The organism is Cognaticolwellia aestuarii (assembly GCF_002000025.1).
Lineage (GTDB): Bacteria > Pseudomonadota > Gammaproteobacteria > Enterobacterales > Alteromonadaceae > Cognaticolwellia > Cognaticolwellia aestuarii.
Genome location: NZ_MUZV01000007.1, coordinates 28,852 through 45,874, shown reverse-complemented (window position 1 = coordinate 45,874; position 17,023 = coordinate 28,852). Strand labels below are relative to the sequence as shown.

The 17,023-nt window shown below is 39.3% G+C and carries 18 protein-coding genes; 11 read left to right on the top strand and 7 right to left on the bottom strand.

Annotation, left to right across the window (positions count from 1 at the left end; translation table 11 throughout):
- Positions 1-4: 4 nt before the first annotated feature.
- On the bottom strand, positions 5-583 hold the full coding sequence (locus tag B0169_RS11825; protein WP_077286193.1) for a glutathione peroxidase: 579 nt from the start codon (positions 581-583) through the stop codon (positions 5-7).
- Positions 584-1,133: 550 nt separating this feature from the next.
- Between B0169_RS11825 and ccmA the strand changes: the two genes are divergently transcribed.
- The 8 genes from ccmA (at position 1,134) to B0169_RS11785 (ending at position 7,628) form a co-directional block, all read left to right on the top strand.
- Positions 1,134-1,805, top strand: a complete 672-nt coding sequence (gene ccmA, locus B0169_RS11820) for a cytochrome c biogenesis heme-transporting ATPase CcmA (protein WP_412842133.1) — start codon at positions 1,134-1,136, stop codon at positions 1,803-1,805.
- Positions 1,806-1,816: 11 nt separating this feature from the next.
- On the top strand, positions 1,817-2,500 hold the full coding sequence (gene ccmB / locus B0169_RS11815; RefSeq protein WP_077286192.1) for a heme exporter protein CcmB: 684 nt from the start codon (positions 1,817-1,819) through the stop codon (positions 2,498-2,500).
- Positions 2,501-2,504: 4 nt separating this feature from the next.
- Positions 2,505-3,260, top strand: a complete 756-nt coding sequence (locus B0169_RS11810) for a heme ABC transporter permease (RefSeq protein ID WP_077286374.1) — start codon at positions 2,505-2,507, stop codon at positions 3,258-3,260.
- Positions 3,250-3,477 (top strand): heme exporter protein CcmD, encoded by a 228-nt coding sequence (gene ccmD / locus B0169_RS11805; RefSeq protein WP_077286191.1) that lies wholly within the window; start codon positions 3,250-3,252, stop codon positions 3,475-3,477. The genes B0169_RS11810 and ccmD overlap by 11 nt, the downstream gene beginning before the upstream one ends.
- An 18-nt stretch (positions 3,478-3,495) precedes the next feature.
- Positions 3,496-4,008, top strand: coding sequence for a cytochrome c maturation protein CcmE (gene ccmE / locus B0169_RS11800; RefSeq protein ID WP_077286190.1), 513 nt, complete (start codon positions 3,496-3,498; stop codon positions 4,006-4,008).
- A 293-nt stretch (positions 4,009-4,301) separates the two neighbouring features.
- Positions 4,302-5,474 (top strand): hypothetical protein, encoded by a 1,173-nt coding sequence (locus B0169_RS11795; protein ID WP_077286189.1) that lies wholly within the window; start codon positions 4,302-4,304, stop codon positions 5,472-5,474.
- Positions 5,475-5,487: 13 nt separating this feature from the next.
- Positions 5,488-5,904: a type 2 periplasmic-binding domain-containing protein gene (locus B0169_RS11790; protein ID WP_077286188.1), complete on the top strand. Its 417-nt coding sequence runs from the start codon at positions 5,488-5,490 to the stop codon at positions 5,902-5,904.
- Positions 5,905-6,011: 107 nt separating this feature from the next.
- Positions 6,012-7,628, top strand: coding sequence for a methyl-accepting chemotaxis protein (locus tag B0169_RS11785; protein WP_077286187.1), 1,617 nt, complete (start codon positions 6,012-6,014; stop codon positions 7,626-7,628).
- A 96-nt stretch (positions 7,629-7,724) separates the two neighbouring features.
- Here B0169_RS11785 and alr read toward each other — a convergent pair whose 3' ends face one another.
- From alr to rpmE, 6 genes are all read right to left on the bottom strand, one after another.
- Positions 7,725-8,813, bottom strand: coding sequence for an alanine racemase (alr, locus tag B0169_RS11780; protein ID WP_077286186.1), 1,089 nt, complete (start codon positions 8,811-8,813; stop codon positions 7,725-7,727).
- Between the two features lie 6 nt (positions 8,814-8,819).
- Positions 8,820-10,238: a replicative DNA helicase gene (gene dnaB, locus B0169_RS11775; RefSeq protein ID WP_077286185.1), complete on the bottom strand. Its 1,419-nt coding sequence runs from the start codon at positions 10,236-10,238 to the stop codon at positions 8,820-8,822.
- Between the two features lie 469 nt (positions 10,239-10,707).
- Positions 10,708-11,649: a DUF4097 family beta strand repeat-containing protein gene (locus B0169_RS11765; protein ID WP_158077085.1), complete on the bottom strand. Its 942-nt coding sequence runs from the start codon at positions 11,647-11,649 to the stop codon at positions 10,708-10,710.
- 40 nt (positions 11,650-11,689) lie between these two features.
- Entirely contained in the window at positions 11,690-12,211 is a 522-nt protein-coding gene (locus B0169_RS11760; protein ID WP_077286182.1) for a hypothetical protein, read from the bottom strand.
- 3 nt (positions 12,212-12,214) lie between these two features.
- Positions 12,215-12,772, bottom strand: coding sequence for an RNA polymerase sigma factor (locus B0169_RS11755; RefSeq protein WP_235838556.1), 558 nt, complete (start codon positions 12,770-12,772; stop codon positions 12,215-12,217).
- Positions 12,773-12,967: 195 nt separating this feature from the next.
- Positions 12,968-13,180, bottom strand: coding sequence for a 50S ribosomal protein L31 (rpmE, locus tag B0169_RS11750; RefSeq protein WP_077286181.1), 213 nt, complete (start codon positions 13,178-13,180; stop codon positions 12,968-12,970).
- A 235-nt stretch (positions 13,181-13,415) separates the two neighbouring features.
- Between rpmE and priA the strand changes: the two genes are divergently transcribed.
- The 3 genes from priA (at position 13,416) to hslV (ending at position 17,006) form a co-directional block, all read left to right on the top strand.
- Positions 13,416-15,644: a primosomal protein N' gene (priA, locus tag B0169_RS11745; RefSeq protein WP_077286180.1), complete on the top strand. Its 2,229-nt coding sequence runs from the start codon at positions 13,416-13,418 to the stop codon at positions 15,642-15,644.
- 110 nt (positions 15,645-15,754) lie between these two features.
- A complete protein-coding gene (locus tag B0169_RS11740) occupies positions 15,755-16,306 on the top strand; it encodes an SPOR domain-containing protein (protein ID WP_077286179.1) in 552 nt (183 codons plus the stop codon).
- A 181-nt stretch (positions 16,307-16,487) separates the two neighbouring features.
- Positions 16,488-17,006, top strand: coding sequence for an ATP-dependent protease subunit HslV (gene hslV, locus B0169_RS11735; protein ID WP_077286178.1), 519 nt, complete (start codon positions 16,488-16,490; stop codon positions 17,004-17,006).
- Positions 17,007-17,023 lie beyond the last annotated feature (17 nt).

Below are 17,023 nucleotides of genomic sequence, written 5' to 3'. Positions count from 1 at the left end.
TTCTCTACAAAATAGTGTTTACAGCGTCAATAAAAACGTCTGAATCTGGTGTTACTTTACTATTAAAGTGCTTAATAGTTTTACCATCAGCACTGACTAAATACTTATAAAAGTTCCATTTAGGGGCTGTGGTTTTATCTGCTAGCTCTTTAAAAATGGCATGGGCATTACTACCCCAAACATGCACTGGCGCTAGCATAGTAAATGTTACCCCGTAGTTAACAAAGCAAATGTCAGCAGTGTCTTTCTCTTCATCTTCTTCTTGAAAAAAATCATTAGAAGGAAAACCTATCACGACTAAGCCTTTTTCTTGGTATGTTTGATGTATAACTTCAAGCGCAGTAAATTGTGGCGTAAAACCGCAATGGCTAGCCGTATTTACAATCAGCATTGGCTTTCCAGCGGTTAACTCACAAAGATCGAGCATATCTTTCGCATGCAGTTTTTTTTCACTGTGCTGCATAAAAGGCAGGCATGTCGTAGGCTCAGTATTATTATTCCCACTAGCAATATTTGTATTTGCTTTTACAGCGGTAATAAGTGCACTTACTGCTAAGATTGTGACCAAGCATAATTTTTTCATTTGTTTCCCTCAACCGCACCTTTAGCGTACTTCGTGATACTAGCTATGGCGCTATATATTATCGTAATTATCTAAGCAAAGGAATTAACCATGCCGCTGATGATGTTTCGCTCATTGTCGCAAGCGCAATGCTCGAACAGAGACAATAAGCGCTTGGTATTTATACGTAAGTACAACATGACTCGATCACTACATTGCTATTCAACCAGTAATGTTTCACGACATGGCAATCTCGGTTACCCTCCCTGTTATCGCAAGCGCCATAGATTGCGACCTTAACACTATTTATTAGCACCGCTTGCGACACCTAATTAAATTAACTTCTAAATACTCATGCTGGCTGTTCAAACGACTAGCCATAAAAACAATGAGAGTAGGCTAAAGAAAGCTAAAACTAAAAATCTGTTACTAGCCTTTATTGAACGATATAGTATCATAGGCATGGTTTACAGCGATTAATGTTGAAAAATAGTGACATAAGTCAAATTCTAATCGCCTTTATTACGTTATTATTACCCCATGTCATTATGCATCTATTAAGTGGACAGGTTTGTCGAATTTAAACGCAAAAATTGAAGCAACAAGTACAAACATCAATCCGCTATTACGCGCGTGCGGCTTGACCTGTATTCGTGAAGAACGGGTATTGTTTGAAGCATTAAACTTTACTATTGCTGCCGGCGATATCGTGCAAATAGAAGGTCCGAATGGCGCTGGGAAAACCAGTTTATTACGTATTCTTGCCGGCTTATCTCAACCTTATGACGGCAATATATACTTTCAAGAAACCCCCCTAGCTCAACAGCGTGAAGCCTTTCATCAAGAGCTACTTTACTTAGGGCATTTACCTGGTGTTAAAGACGAAATGACGGCTCAGGAAAACCTTGAGTTTAATCTCGCTTTACATGGTTTACATACTGGCTCGGCTGAAAAAACATTATCTGAAGTTAATTTACTGGGCTTTGAAGACGCCTTTGCCTCACATTTAAGTGCCGGCCAACATCGCCGCATTTCTTTAGCACGTCTATGGCAAAGCCAAGCTAAAATTTGGATATTAGATGAACCTTTTACCGCTATCGATAAATTAGGCGTAAAAAAATTGGAAGCACTATTTTTACAACATGCTGACAACGGTGGCTGCGTTGTTTTAACCACTCATCAAGATCTCTCATTACCCGCTGAGCGCGTAAAGAAAGTCACTTTAGCTTATCGATTCTCCTAGGGTAATTGTTCATGACACAACTTTCTTATCGTGCAGCTTTCGCTTTAATCGTCAAACGAGATCTGATGATCGCTTTTCGCCATCGTGATGACATCGTTAATCCACTATTATTTTTTATCATTGTCGTGACACTATTTCCATTAGGGGTGGGACCAGAAAGTACAACCCTATCGCGTATTGCGCCAGGTATTATTTGGGTTGCAGCCCTATTAGCGACATTACTGTCACTAGATAGATTATTTAAGTCAGATTATGCCGATGGCTCATTAGAGCAAATGCTATTGAGTCCTCATCCGGTATTTATTTTGGTACTGGCCAAAATTGTTGCACATTGGTTATTAACCGGTTTGCCACTTATATTGATTGCACCTTTACTGGCAGTACTATTACATTTGCATGAAAGTAGTTATGGCGCATTAATGCTAACATTGCTGTTGGGCACCCCCGTCTTAAGTTTATTAGGCGCCATTGGTGTCGCATTAACTGTCGGCATTAAAAAAGGCGGCGTTTTATTGAGTTTATTAGTGCTACCACTTTACATTCCGGTACTGATTTTTGCGACTAGCGCAATTGATACTGCAGCAATGAATTTACCTTACAGCGGTCAACTTGCTATAATCGCGGCAATATTTTTTGCTTCGTTAACCTTAGCCCCATTTGCTGTTAGCGCAGCACTGAAAGTGAGTACGAATTAATATGATGTGGAAATGGCTACACCCTTATGCAAACCCAAAAACTAGCTATCACTTTGCCGGTAAAATATTACCTTGGTGCACTCGCCTCGCGGTTATCTTTTTAACCATAGGTGTGACGTGGGCGCTTTTATTTGCACCGGCTGATTACCAACAAGGTGATACTTTTAGAATATTTTACTTACATGTACCCGCAGCTATGTTGTCTATGGGTATTTATTTGGGTATGGCCATTGCTGCACTATCGAGTTTAGTTTGGCAGCTAAAGCTAGCTGACGCTTCTGCTGCGGCCATGGCTCCTATTGGTGCTGCTTTTACTTTTATTGCTTTAGTTACAGGGGCAGCATGGGGTAAACCTATGTGGGGAACATGGTGGATTTGGGATGCTCGACTGACCTCAGAATTAATTTTATTATTTTTATACCTTGGTGTTATTGCTTTACATAATGCTTTCGAAGATAAAAGTTTAGCGGGTAAAGCTGCGGGTATATTGGCACTTGTAGGGGTTATCAACCTACCTATTATCAAATACTCAGTGGAGTGGTGGAATACGCTTCATCAAGGCGCAACAGTCAGTAAGTTAGGTCAGCCCTCAATGAGTGCTGATATGTTTTGGCCATTTTTGGTCTGCTTTATCGGTTTTGCTTGTTTCGTAACAGCACTAATCTGCCTACGATTTCGAACTGAAGTATTAAACCGAAATAGTATGCGGCCTTGGGTGCGTGAATTAGTGGCTAACGAGGGGAAAACTCATGCAGTTTGATAGTATTAGTGCTTTTCTAGCTATGGGTGGCTATGGCTTTTATGTCTGGCTTTCTTATGGGGTTAGTATCTTGGTTTTGGCACTTTTAGTTTTATCCAGCTTAAGTAACCATAAAAAAACCAAACAACATATTGCCCAACGCCAAAAGCGTGAAATAAAATTGCGTCAAGCAGCCGAGCTGCAGAAGGCACAAGCCAGTGCAGACACCCGTTTATAATCTTTAAGAGGTAGTAGTATGAATCCACGTCGTAAGAAGCGATTAACCATAGTCGCATCAATAATTATAGGTTTGGGGGTTGTCGCTGGGTTGGTGTTATACGCATTAAGTCAAAATATTGATTTATTCTATAAACCATCTGAAATTTATAACGGTAAAGAAGACTCTGGTCTCAAGGCGATTGACGGTCAACGTTTACGTATTGGTGGTTTAGTCGTGCCAGGTAGTGTTCATCGTGACAGCGACAGCCTAAAGGTCAGTTTTAAATTAACCGATATGAGGATGCCAATCAGCTTTTCAGATACAGATCCTACCGTTACTGTCAGTTACGATGGTATTCTGCCTGATTTATTTCGTGAAGGACAAGGGATTGTGGCTAATGGTATTTTAGTTAATGGCAATATGATCGAAGCCAGTGAAGTACTTGCTAAACATGATGAGAATTATATGCCAAAAGAACTTGCTGACGATGTCGGTGAAAAGCATGTTAAGCCAAGTTATAGTCAAGCACAGTTAGAGTCGACAAACTAATTTCGCTCAGGTTTGACCAATAAAAACGAACGATAACAAGTTCGTTTTTTTATGCCAGCATAATAATCAGCCAATGTAACTTAGCTAGAGTTGTACTGAGCAAGGTGTAATAAAAGCGCTGATAGCATTTAACCTAGATAAAATCAGCAATACAACGGTGCTTACCGGAAATTATAATGATCTATAACAACTTATTTTAAGTCTTTAATTGTAATAACAATAACCTACTTCTATGCTTTAAATAGTTCTATTCTCTCAGACTAAAATGCAATTTAAACTTGAAGAGGTTAAAAATGAAAAAAACACTACTAGCATCTAGCTTAATGGCTGCAATATTATCTAGCACAGTACAAGCTAGCGATATTGACTTTAGTGGTTATGGCTCAATTAGAGGAGGCCTTCTAGTCAATGATGATATTACGCCACAATATTTTGGCTATGACGACAAGGTTGATTTTAAAAATGAATCACTATTTGCCTTACAAGCTAAAGCGACTCTAAATGAAAAATGGAATGCTACCATTGTATTACAAGCACGCGGTGAAGAAGACTTTGATTTAGAAGCTCGTTGGGCCTATTTAAGCTACGAATACTCTCCTGACACCACAATATCTTTAGGGCGCTTTGCTTCACCATATTTCAGAAATTCAGATACTCAAGACATTGGTTACAGCCATAATTATAGTCGTATGCCTAAGGCAATCTACTTAGGTGAAGAGTACGATATTATTGAGGGTATACGTATTATGCATACCACTTTAGTTGGCGATGGTGACTTAACTTTTAAAGGCTCCTTTGGCTCTTTTTCCGGTGAAGTGAGTAATACAGGTTTTGAGCTTGATAACATTATACAAGCCTCTGTCGACTATACCTATGAATGGTTTTCTATTTTTGCAGGAGTATTAACCGCCGACGCTAGCTTCGATAATAAAACCAGTTTTGATAATGGACTAATGCAATCATTAGGTGGCCTTGGTTATAGTATTGACAACTCGACTGTTTATAACCCCGCTAATGTTGCAGTTTATGATATGCAAGACCTATATGCTGATGACGACCGTACTTTATATTTGTCAACGGGCTTTACCATTGATTATGAAAATTGGTTGTTTAATGCCGAATATGCGACCTACGGGATTGAAGACTCATTTGTTGAAGAAACTCAAGTAATGTATGTTTCGCTTGGTTATCGCTTTGATCAAGCGGTGGTATCATTTGTCCATCAAGACTACGATACTAGCTTTGACTATGATCCTGCAAATTCTGCTGATCCTTATATCAATGCCTTTGCTACCGGTACAGCTGATAGCTTATTTAAGTCTGATGCCTATGACGCGCAAGGCATACACTTTAGATACGACCTTGATCAAGGTGTCGCTCTAAAGTTTGAATACACAATAATTAATAATGACTTAGCTGATGAAAGTGCTAACTTAGTTACTTTTGGCGTAGATTTTATTTATTAAGGAAACCTGTAAAATGAACTTATTTAAAATCACATTTACCACCATCTTACTTTTGATAAGCTCTGTTAGCTTGGCTGAAGTTTCGGTCATAGTAAATTCTGCTAATACTGAATCATTTGATGAAAAAACGATTAAACGCATTTATCTTGGTAAAATTAAAGCACTTGCTAATGGCGAGAAAGTCACTGTTTTAACATTAACAGATGACGCTCCCGAAACAACACAGTTCCGTGAAAGTGCCTTAAATAAATCGAATAGTCAGTTTAAATCTTATTGGTCAAAAATTGCTTTCACGGGTAAAGGTACACCACCGACAGAGGTTGCCAGTAATGCTGAAATGATTAATGCTATAAAATCTGATCCATCATCAATTGGTTTTATTAATAGCAACGCAGTCACTGGTGATGTAAAGGTTGTTGCTACCTTTTAATGCTTTATATATGAGGTTATTCGCGATGAATAACCTCACTTTTACAAATAACAATTAAATTAATACTTTTTTTGTAAAAGTATCGAATGACAAGTTAGAGGTTGTGCATGCAAATATTTAAAAGATTCAAAATATTTCACAAAATAATTGCCATATTAGCCGTTGCTATTCTTAGCTTTGCTGTTAATTTGGCGATAAACATATCAGCTATTTCAAAAAACCAAATATTATTAGAAACCCTAGAAAATACCTCCATTCATTTGGTGAACTTAACTAGTGAAAATGTTACTGCATGGCAGCGAATAGATGAGCTATACACTCAGAGTGTATCATTTGGTGATGAAGATTTGATCGAAGGTGCTGATAAGGCATTAACAGACTTATTAGCAAATTTAAAAAAAATAAAAAGCCTTGATAACTCTTTTTCAAATATTGAACAGTTAATTTCAAAAGCCAATGAATATAATGCTATCGCGAGTAAAATGTCGTTAGATTTCATAAATGAAAGTATCGATTTTCAATCAGCGCAGCCAACAATAAAGCTAAAATCAACCCTCTTTGAAGAAGTGGCTAAAGTTTTAAATGAAGACAAAAAAAATGCTGCGACGCTATTTAAAAACTTAGTTGCTGAAACAGTCAATAATTCAAGTGAATCTAGAGATTTAAGCATTATATTGGGCATAAGCTTATTAGTTTTAATGACCGCCTTAAGTGTATTTATCGCACGTTCAATTAGTAAATCAGTGACTTCAATTGATGCTTCTTTACAAGAACTTGCCGAAGGTGATGGTGATTTAACCAACCAATTAGCCATTACTAGCAATGACGAATTAGGTAGTGTTGTTAAACATTTTAATATTTTCACCCAAATTCTCAGGGGCATAGTACGAGAAGTTGTTGCTGTTGTGGCACCTTTAACACAAAGTGCCCAGCAATTAGCAGAAAAGGTCCAACAAGTAGACAGTAATATCAAAAGCCAATCAGATGTGGCCGAAGTAACTAAGCAGTCGATGATAGAAATGCAGTACAGTGTTACTGATATAGCTAAGTCGGCCTCACAAGCGGCAAGTGCGGCTGAGGCAGGTGAACTAGAAGTAAACCAAGGCATGGAAAATGTTCAGCATTCACTATCTGTTTCTGGCGAATTAACTGAAAACATCAGCTTAGCGTCAAGCGTTATCAACCAATTGGCACAAGATTCGCAGAACATGAATCAAATCCTTGATGTTATTAATAGCATTGCAGATCAAACTAACTTACTCGCTCTTAACGCCGCTATTGAAGCTGCACGAGCCGGTGAACATGGCCGCGGTTTTGCTGTTGTCGCAGATGAAGTAAGAAATCTTGCTTCTAGAACCGCGTTATCAACTACTGAGGTACGAGAGCTTCTCGACAAACTTATTTCAGCAGCAGATCAATCAGTAAGTGCAATGGAAACGGCAAAAGACAAAGCCAGTAGTAACGAAAGTATTTCCAGAGAAGTTGATGAATCTTTAACTAAAATTAAGCAACAAATTGCTCATATTAGTTCAATGAACAATCAAATTGCTGCAGCAACAGAAGAGCAATCAATAGTTGCAGAAACTGTGGTGAATAACATTGAAGATATGTACAACAGCTTTGGCGCTACAACACTTGCTGTTGAAGAAATAGGCGAAGTGTCACATCAACTTGATGCTAACGCGACGTTAATTAGAGATGCCACTTCTAAGTTTATAATCTAATGGCATTATCAAGGTAAATTACTTACTCCCAACCTCAGTTAAGTAATCTATTAACAAAGAAAAATGGGTAAACACATTTAGGTGTCTACCCATTTTTTATGCTGACTCGTTAGTGAGCTGAATATGTACACGGCGAGAAATATTACACAACAATTCATAAGGAATAGTGGTGGCAAATATCGCGACTTCTTCCACCGGTAGCCCTTTCCCCCATAACGTCGCAATATCACCTACCTTGTCTTTGCTTTGAACACCTAAATCTACTGAGATCATATCCATTGATACTCGGCCAATCAGCGGCACTCGACGGCCATTAATCAGCACCGGTGTACCATTAGGTGCATGGCGCGGATAACCATCACCATAACCAATGGCAACCACACCTATCGTGGTATTTCTTTCGCTAATCCAAGCGCCACTATAGCCAACTCCCTCACCAGCTGCGATATTTCGCACAGAAATCAAACTTGACTGCAAGGTCATTACAGGTGCGATCCCCTTTACCTGCTGTTCAATCGGCAGAGGTGAAACACCATACAACAATAAACCTGGCCTAATCCATTGATAATGACTTTCAGGCCAAAGTAAAACGCCAGCCGAATTGGCTAAGCTTTTTTCTAAGGAAAAGTGGCCGGTAAGTTCATTAAACAGTGCTATTTGTTTTGGCGTTGCTAAATTTTTGCTCTCATCAGCACAGCCTAAGTGACTCATCAATACTATCGGCTGTTGAACATTTTTTGATTGACTTAGCGTGAGATAAAATTGCTCTAGTTGCTCAGGGTTAATACCTAACCGGTGCATACCGGTATCAATTTTCAACCACACTTTTAACGGTTTTTCCAACCTTGCATGAAGAATTGCTGCAAGCTGTTGCTCGTTATGTACTATGGTTTGTAAGTTATTCGCCGCCAGAATAGCAATATCTTCAGCAGCAAAGAAACCTTCAAGTAAGACAATAGGTTGCTCAATACCTGCCGCTCTAAGTGCGAGCGCTTCATCAATACGTGCAACACCAAAGGCATCGGCATTAGGTAAGGCTTTCGCAATACGCTCCAAACCATGGCCATAGCCATTAGCCTTAAGCACAGCTAAAATTTTTGTATCAGGCGCAAGCGATTGGATAAAACGGTAATTATTGCTAAGCGCATGCAAATCAATTACCGCCGTAGCAGTACGTAAGGTCATTTATGCTTAATCTTCATCAAGTACGTGCGGGCCAGCATAGTTATCAAAGCGTGAAAATTGCCCTTGGAAAGTCAAAGGTACTCTACCAATAGGGCCATTACGCTGTTTACCAATAATTATTTCAGCCATACCTTTATATTCAGAGTCATCATGATAAACCTCATCACGATAAATAAACATAATTAAATCAGCATCTTGCTCTATTGAACCTGATTCACGTAAATCTGAGTTTATTGGACGTTTATCAGAACGTTGCTCCAAGCCACGGTTTAACTGAGATAGTGCAACAACAGGCACTTCTAGTTCTTTGGCCAACGCTTTTAATGAACGTGATATTTCAGCAATTTCTAAGGTACGATTATCAGAAAACTGTGGCGCTCGCATCAATTGCAGATAATCGATCATGATCATGCTGATGCCACCATGATCTCGCGCAATTCGTCGTGCTCGTGATCGGACATCTGTGGGTGTTAATCCCGCAGCATCATCGATAAACATTTTACCTTTTTCGATTAACAATCCCATGGTCGACGATAATCGTGCCCAATCTTCATCTTCTAATTGACCGGTACGAATTTTAGTTTGGTCGATACGCCCAAGTGAAGCTAACATCCTCATCATCAACTGTTCTGAAGGCATCTCTAAACTAAAAATAAGTGCTGGCTTGTCTTCCGTCATTGCTGCATGCTCAGCCAAGTTCATCGCAAAAGTCGTTTTACCCATAGATGGTCGAGCAGCGACAATAATAAGATCAGATTTTTGTAATCCCGCCGTCATTTTATCTAAATCAGTAAAGCCACTTGAAACGCCGGTAACACCATTTGTTGGTGAGGCGCATAGCTTCTCAATACGATCAACGGTTTTCTCTAGAACCGAGCTAATATTTTCAGGCCCTTCCGATTTATTTGCCCGCTGCTCTGCAATAGCAAATACTTTAGTTTCGGCAAAATCGAGTAATTCAGCACTGCTACGCCCTTGTGTATCATAGCCTGCTTCAGCAATTTCATTGGCAACGCTGATCATCTCACGCGTAACAGCTCGCTCACGAACAATATCTGCATAAGCGGTGATATTGGCGGCACTTGGCGTGTTTTTCATCATTTCAGCGAGATAAACAAAGCCACCAGCGTCGTCAAGCTTTTGATCATTTTCAAGCGCTTCAGATAAGGTGATTAAATCTACCGGCTCACCTAACTCAATTAACGCTCCAATGGTTTCAAAGGTAATACGATGTGAACGACTATAAAAATCTTGTGCTACAACGCGCTCTCCGACACGATCCCAGGTTTCATTATCCAATAATAAACCACCTAGCACTGATTGTTCTGCCTCTAATGAATGTGGCGGAACTTTTAACTCATCAATTTGTTTGTCTCGAGGAAACTGGTTGTTTTTACTAAATTTGGCGGGCTTACGATCGGCCATATCACACCTTAAATGCTTGGCGATAATCTCTACTTAAACGTGCAACTATTGCACTTTTTAGTATTTAAAATTATTCGAAAATAAAGAGAGCTAATGTAGCAGAAATTACCGCCAAGAAAAATGAAAAAGAAAACTATTATTAAGCCAATCTAGGCTAGAAATATATTAATAGTAACGCTCAGAGCTCAGCGAAACAGAACGGCTTAGCCTAACAGTCATCGTAATGATAATCTGTTGCTTACCACTGAGAGCAATGTAAAAGGCTAAATAAACTAGGAATGGATTTAAATGCTGGCTTCTTACTTTGCTAAAATCCAAAGCCCCGACGGTAAGCCACTTAACACCTTGAATTTCACTGTTGATATTTAAGTTAAATAAGGGTGACCTACCACTTTCAAACATTAATTAAACAAAAAAGTCACTGCTAAACACTTAAGTATCATGTCTATAACGCGTTTAGCAGCTTAGGTTATTTAACTTCTATGCTACCACTAACTGTACTAGCTCTTACTGAAGCATTTGCCTTGCCTGTTTCAAAAGATAATTTAGCGCTAGGACCATATTTTGCACGTTTTGCCTTTGCTGAGGTTAGTCGATTGATAATATGTCCACCAGCATTGGTTTTTAAATCGAAACTCGCTTGCACTTCATTTTTAAAGTCGACGGTTAAATCACCGCTAACGCTAGACATTTTTAATAAACCGTTGTCATTAAGCGATAATTGACTATTAAATTCGCCACTGACCGTTGAAACAATTAACTCATCAATATCCGCTAAACGTAGGTCAATATCTCCTGAAACGGTGTTGGCTGAAATTTCATTGGCACTAGAGCTTGAGCTTAGACTACCGCTGATGGTTTTAAAGTGAGCTCTGCCACTTGAGTTACGATCGTGTATGTCACCACTCACCGAGGAAAGACGTACTTTTCCTGCTAAGTTATTACTGTCAATATTGCCACTTACGGTCGCTAATTCTATTTGTTGCTGTAAGTCTTTAGCATTAATGTCACCACTCACCGTTTGAATTTCAGTACCATGAGTGAACTTGCTGACATTGATGTCTGATGACACCCCCTTAAAGCTAATACGAACATGCTGGGGAATTTTAATGCTAAGTTCAGAGCCTTTATTACCCCAGTCATTATGGTTACCTTGAGGTATCTCAACTTTAATAATGATCCGCGAGCCTGACTTTTCAAAGGTTAAACCTTGCGCTTTATCATCAAGCTCTCCCATCACCGAAACGGTATCACCGCTAGTGCCGGTAACGGTTACCTCACCACGTAAATTTTCAATGGTGACATTTTTAATGCTACCTAATGGCATAGACTCATCAATGCGTTCTCCAGCGATAGTTGTGGTTGCTGTGATAAAAAGTACTAGTGGTAAATAATTACGTAAGCTTCCCATATTAACCTCTTGTTTCATATTCAATAATAACTATAAACAACTAAATCTCTTGCCATTGCGGACTATATAATTGTTTTAATAAATCTAACTCTTGCTGCTGAGTCCAACGTAATAAGTTTAATAAATCACTATTATTAGGATCTTCTACAAGGGCTTTGCTAATCGTTTTTTGTGCTGATGCGAGCTTGATTAACTCCGCCTGCATAGCTATCGGCAATTGTTTAATGTCTGGCGTACCAAAATTAACCAGCATAGCCTGCTTCTGTTGCTGAAAATTATGTTGAATTTCTGCAACTAAATTTATCGATGGCTGTGTTGTTGATAATTCAGGGCCTAAAGTTATCCAAGTTAATAATACCGCAGCGACCACTGATGCAGCCCAAGCTGTTGGCATAATTACTTTTCGGGTATTGTTTTTTTCCAACACCCTAGTATTTTGGTTAATCGCTCTGTCAATACCAGACCATAAATCACGTTCTGGTGATATTTCTTTTGGCAGCTTTGCGATTGCTACTTGTAAGTTTTTTTCCGCACTATTATCGGTAATATTATTTTCTTTCATCTTCTACTCGCTCAATGACTCGCGTAATAAACCTCTAGCTCGATGGTATTGAGCTTTACTGGTGCCCACCGCCATACCTAACATACTAGCAATTTCTTCATGGCGATAACCTTCAATAGCAAACAATACGAATACCAAGCGCGCTCTTTCAGGTAACTTAAGAATATTCTTATCTAAATTTGAGCATTGCGGCATATCAACGGCAACATCTTCGACAACCTGATCTTCGATGCTAAAAATACGCTGAAGCCAAGTTTTATTTTTGCGGATATGTCCTAACGCTATGTTACTTGCGACACTATGCAACCAAGTTGAAAACTTACTTTCACCACGAAAATTACTAATTTTTTGCCATAATTGTACAAAAACTTCCTGACAAACATCTTCTGCACTGTCTTTATCAGCCAGCATACGCCAACATAAGGCATAAATTCGACGATGATAATTCTCATATATACGATGAAATGCTTGCTGATCTCCCTGTTGTGCTTGCGCTATCCACTGGGATTCAATATCTGGGCTAAAGCGCTCGTTGGCATCAATAATTTTTAACTTATCCAAAAAGTGAATTCTCGATGTTTTGCTTATATTACTAAGTTAGATGCAGTATGCAGGAAAAGGGTTTAAAGAAAAGTAAAAATAACTTCTGAAAAGTATAAAAACATAAGCAGCTCGTTATTACATAAGTGATTCAAGCTAATTTAGCTAAAAAAAAAGCACCCTAAGGTGCTTTTTTCTTCTGGTAATTTAGCAGAATTACTTCTTGCTAAGAGCACCAAAACGCTTGTTGAATTTATCAACACGACCACCAGTCTCAGCAGCTTTTTGCTTACCAGTGTAGAATGGGTGACATTCTGAACATACGTCTAAGTGTAAGTCTTTACCTACAGTTGAACGAGTTGTAATAACGTTACCACAAGAACAAGTTGCCTTGAACTCTACATAATTTGGATGAATACCGTCTTTCATGGGAAACCTCTGTTAAGGCCGTATCGCCACTTGATCAGTCATTATTGCTGCCAAGCACCATACGAGTTAAAAATAATGGAGGCGAATATTATAAGATCCCCACCCGCATAGCAATAAAAACCGCTAAAAAAACAAGCAATTTACTACTTTATTTTATAAAAAGACTTTTCTCCTTATTTTCTCACTTGGCATTGTGCTATTTAGCAGTAGAATAGCTGTAACATTTTCTTTTTATATGACCAATTTTTTGCCAGTAACTTCAACAGATATCTATGTACAGGTTGCCATTCCGGTACCTATGCGCCAATTATTTACCTATAAAGTACCGGCAAAGTTAGCCGCTAAAACGTTACAGCTGGGGGAGCGTGTTATTGTTCCCTTTGGCGCCCGTCAAGTAGTTGGTATTGTTTTATCGATAGATGAAAGTACAGAATACGCTATTGATAAATTAAAGTCGGTGCTGAGTCGTGTTAATGATGACTTTCATTTTTCGCCTACTCTACTTAACTTTATCCAACGTTGTAGTGATTATTACCACCATCCCATTGGTGATGTATTTCAACAAGCATTACCGGTTTTATTAAGACAAATAAAACAACCTGACATCGAATTACCACAATTTTGGTTGGCAAAAGCTCACGTAGATGAAGCAGAACAAAAGGCAATAGCCAAACGCTCACCTAAACAAGCAGAGCTGCTAAATTTTATTAAGCAGCACCAAGGTATGACCTGGTCCGAGTTATTAACACTGGGATTTAATAAGGCACAATTAACTGCGCTTGAGAAAAAACAACTTATTTATAGTGAAACACGAGCCGCAACATTATTTAAATGGCAAGCACAGGCCTTACAACAGGCAAACAGATTAGAGCTTTCGGCTGAACAAGCTATCATTGTCGCTACCATGAAAGAAATGCAAGCTCAGTTTTCATGTCATTTAATCGACGGCATTACTGGTAGCGGTAAAACTGAAGTATATTTACAAGCCATTGAACAAGTATTAGCAAAAAGTCAGCAAGTGTTAGTATTAGTGCCTGAAATTGGCCTAACACCGCAAACCTTAAGCCGCTTTGAACAACGATTTAATGTGCCAATAAGCTTGCACCACTCGGGCTTAAACGACAAAGAACGCTTGCAAACCTGGTTAGCCGCACAGCGTGGAAGTGCAGCCATTGTTATTGGCACTCGCTCCGCTATTTTTACACCACTGCACGATTTAGGTTTGATCATTGTTGATGAAGAGCATGACGCCTCATTTAAGCAACAAGATAGCTTTCGCTATCACGCACGCGATATTGCTATTTTGCGCGCAAGGCAGCTAAATATACCCATTATGCTTGGTAGTGCCACACCAAGCTTTGAGTCACTGCATAACGCTTTAACAGGTAAGTACCATTATCATCAATTACGCAAACGCGCTGGCAATGCCTCAACAGCAAAAATAAGCCTGATCGATGTTGCACAACAACAAATGGAACATGGGCTTTCTGGCACGTTAAAACAAGCAATTAAAAACACCTTAGCTCGCGGCGAGCAAGCGTTAATATTTCTTAACCGCCGTGGTTATGCGCCAGCAATAAATTGCCAAGAATGTCATTGGGTTGCTGATTGTCAGCGCTGTAATAAGCCTTATACACTTCACCAAGGACAAGGGTTACTGATTTGTCATCATTGCGGCAGTCAAAAACGTATTCCACCGCAATGCCCGAGTTGTGGTAGCGTTCGTATTAAACCATTGGGGCAAGGTACCGAGCAATTAGAAGAAAAAATTAGCGCACTATTTCCTGACTATTCAACAGTACGAATCGATCGCGACAGTACACGTAAAAAAGGGGCTTTAGCTAAGTTATTAACGGAAGTGGCTAATAAAGAACATCAACTGCTCATTGGCACGCAAATGCTAGCCAAAGGTCATCATTTTCCAGATGTTACTTTAGTTGCGGTACTTGATGTTGATGGCGCTTTATTTAGCTATGACTTTCGTGCAGCAGAGCATATGGCGCAACTGCTGGTACAAGTATCAGGTAGAGCAGGACGAGCCAGTAAGCCTGGCAAAGTAATGGTGCAAAGTAATTTCCCAGATCATCCCTTGCTGCAAGATTTAATTCATAACGGCTATCAACATTTTGCTAAACAAGCACTGATAGAGCGGCAACAAGCATTATTGCCACCATTCAGCTTTCAAGCGTTGTTCCGAGCAGAAGCAAACTACCCCTCTTATCCAGAAAAGTTTTTACGTGCAATGACTGAAACACCGCTTGAAGGCTGTCAATTTGCTGGCCCCGTACCGGCCGCAATGGAGAAAAAAGCCGGTAAGTTTCGTTTTCATTTAATTTTACAAGCAAAATCTAGAAAGCAACTTCACCAAGCAGTTTTTAAACTTATCTATCATAGTGCATCAAATGAATGGCATTCAAAAGTAAGGTGGTCTATTGATATCGACCCTGTCGACTTAAGTTGGTAGTTAACACTATGTTGCTGTTGTTTTAATAACAAAATAAAGTGATATCAATTGATGCTATTTTCTTACCAGTTGGTTAGAATTGGCGAAAGTCTTCCAGTATAAAGTTTTCCATGGCACATCAAGATTACGTTTCTCGCTCTCGAGCAAAAAATAAAAAACAAAGTCCATATAAAAAAAATGCTGAGCAGGTCGCAGGAACACCATTAAAAGTGAAGCTAATTGCGGCTTTTCTCGTGATTGCTATCCCTAGCTTTGGCTATATGCTCTGGAGCATCAAAGATGTAGCCCCCGACACGGTTGCTGCACCTAAAGTGCATAAAGCGAAAAAAACCACCGAACTGCCTGAACCACCAGAAGAAAAGTGGACCTACGTTGATGACTTAAAAAGCAAACAAGTTGAAGTAGGTGAATACGAAGTAAAACAAAGAGGCCCATATAAAATGCAATGTGGCTCATTTAAAACGCGTAAACAGGCCGAATCATTAAAAGCAAAAATTGCCTTTACCGGCTTAGAAGCACAAGTCAGTAAATCTGTTGGTACGAGCTCGACTTGGTACAAAGTTTACTTGGGACCATACACTAAAAAGCGCAATGCTGAAAAAGACAAACATAAATTGAAAAACAATGCTGTTCACGGCTGTAAAATTTGGGGCTGGGATTAGCCAACTTCTATCACTCTCAGTCATTTAACATAGCCCTATTCTAGGGCTTTATTGTCACCTTTCTATAATAAAAAATCTGATAAATTCGTCATAGCTCCCTTGAAAAAGCTATAGCTACCCCTTATCTAAACTACATTAGACAAGCCCACTACCTTAGTGGGCAAAATGTAAGAGGTTAATTGTGACTACTATTGTTTCAGTCAGACGTAATGGCAAAGTGGCCATTGGTGGTGATGGTCAAGTTTCTCTTGGCAACACAGTAATGAAAGGCAACGCTCGTAAAGTGCGTCGTTTATATAATGGCAAAGTACTAGCAGGTTTTGCCGGCGGCACAGCGGATGCGTTTACCCTATTTGAACGCTTTGAAAGCAAGCTAGAGATTCATCAAGGGCATTTAACAAAAGCTGCTGTTGAATTAGCAAAAGATTGGCGCAGTGATCGTGCACTACGAAAATTAGAAGCCTTATTAGCTGTTGCTGATGAAACGGCATCACTAATCATTACCGGTAATGGTGATGTAGTTCAGCCTGAGCACGATCTTATTGCCATTGGCAGTGGTGGAAACTTTGCTCAATCAGCCGCTACAGCTTTGCTTGAAAATACCGAACTTTCTGCAAAAGAAATTGTTGAGAAATCATTAAAAATTGCCGGCGACATCTGTGTATTTACCAACCAACAACACGTAATTGATGAGCTATAACGGCCAATTTGTAAGGA

Coding starts and splice junctions, on each gene's coding strand:
- rpmE (WP_077286181.1), bottom strand. CDS start 13,180: ATGAAAGACGGTATTCATCCAAATTATGTAGAGTTCAAGGCAACTTGT.
- B0169_RS11825 (WP_077286193.1), bottom strand. CDS start 583: ATGAAAAAATTATGCTTGGTCACAATCTTAGCAGTAAGTGCACTTATT.
- ccmB (WP_077286192.1), top strand. CDS start 1,817: ATGACACAACTTTCTTATCGTGCAGCTTTCGCTTTAATCGTCAAACGA.
- B0169_RS11790 (WP_077286188.1), top strand. CDS start 5,488: ATGAACTTATTTAAAATCACATTTACCACCATCTTACTTTTGATAAGC.
- priA (WP_077286180.1), top strand. CDS start 13,416: ATGACCAATTTTTTGCCAGTAACTTCAACAGATATCTATGTACAGGTT.
- B0169_RS11795 (WP_077286189.1), top strand. CDS start 4,302: ATGAAAAAAACACTACTAGCATCTAGCTTAATGGCTGCAATATTATCT.
- B0169_RS11760 (WP_077286182.1), bottom strand. CDS start 12,211: ATGAAAGAAAATAATATTACCGATAATAGTGCGGAAAAAAACTTACAA.
- B0169_RS11785 (WP_077286187.1), top strand. CDS start 6,012: ATGCAAATATTTAAAAGATTCAAAATATTTCACAAAATAATTGCCATA.
- B0169_RS11765 (WP_158077085.1), bottom strand. CDS start 11,649: ATGGGAAGCTTACGTAATTATTTACCACTAGTACTTTTTATCACAGCA.
- B0169_RS11740 (WP_077286179.1), top strand. CDS start 15,755: ATGGCACATCAAGATTACGTTTCTCGCTCTCGAGCAAAAAATAAAAAA.
- B0169_RS11810 (WP_077286374.1), top strand. CDS start 2,505: ATGTGGAAATGGCTACACCCTTATGCAAACCCAAAAACTAGCTATCAC.
- alr (WP_077286186.1), bottom strand. CDS start 8,813: ATGACCTTACGTACTGCTACGGCGGTAATTGATTTGCATGCGCTTAGC.
- dnaB (WP_077286185.1), bottom strand. CDS start 10,238: ATGGCCGATCGTAAGCCCGCCAAATTTAGTAAAAACAACCAGTTTCCT.
- ccmE (WP_077286190.1), top strand. CDS start 3,496: ATGAATCCACGTCGTAAGAAGCGATTAACCATAGTCGCATCAATAATT.
- ccmD (WP_077286191.1), top strand. CDS start 3,250: ATGCAGTTTGATAGTATTAGTGCTTTTCTAGCTATGGGTGGCTATGGC.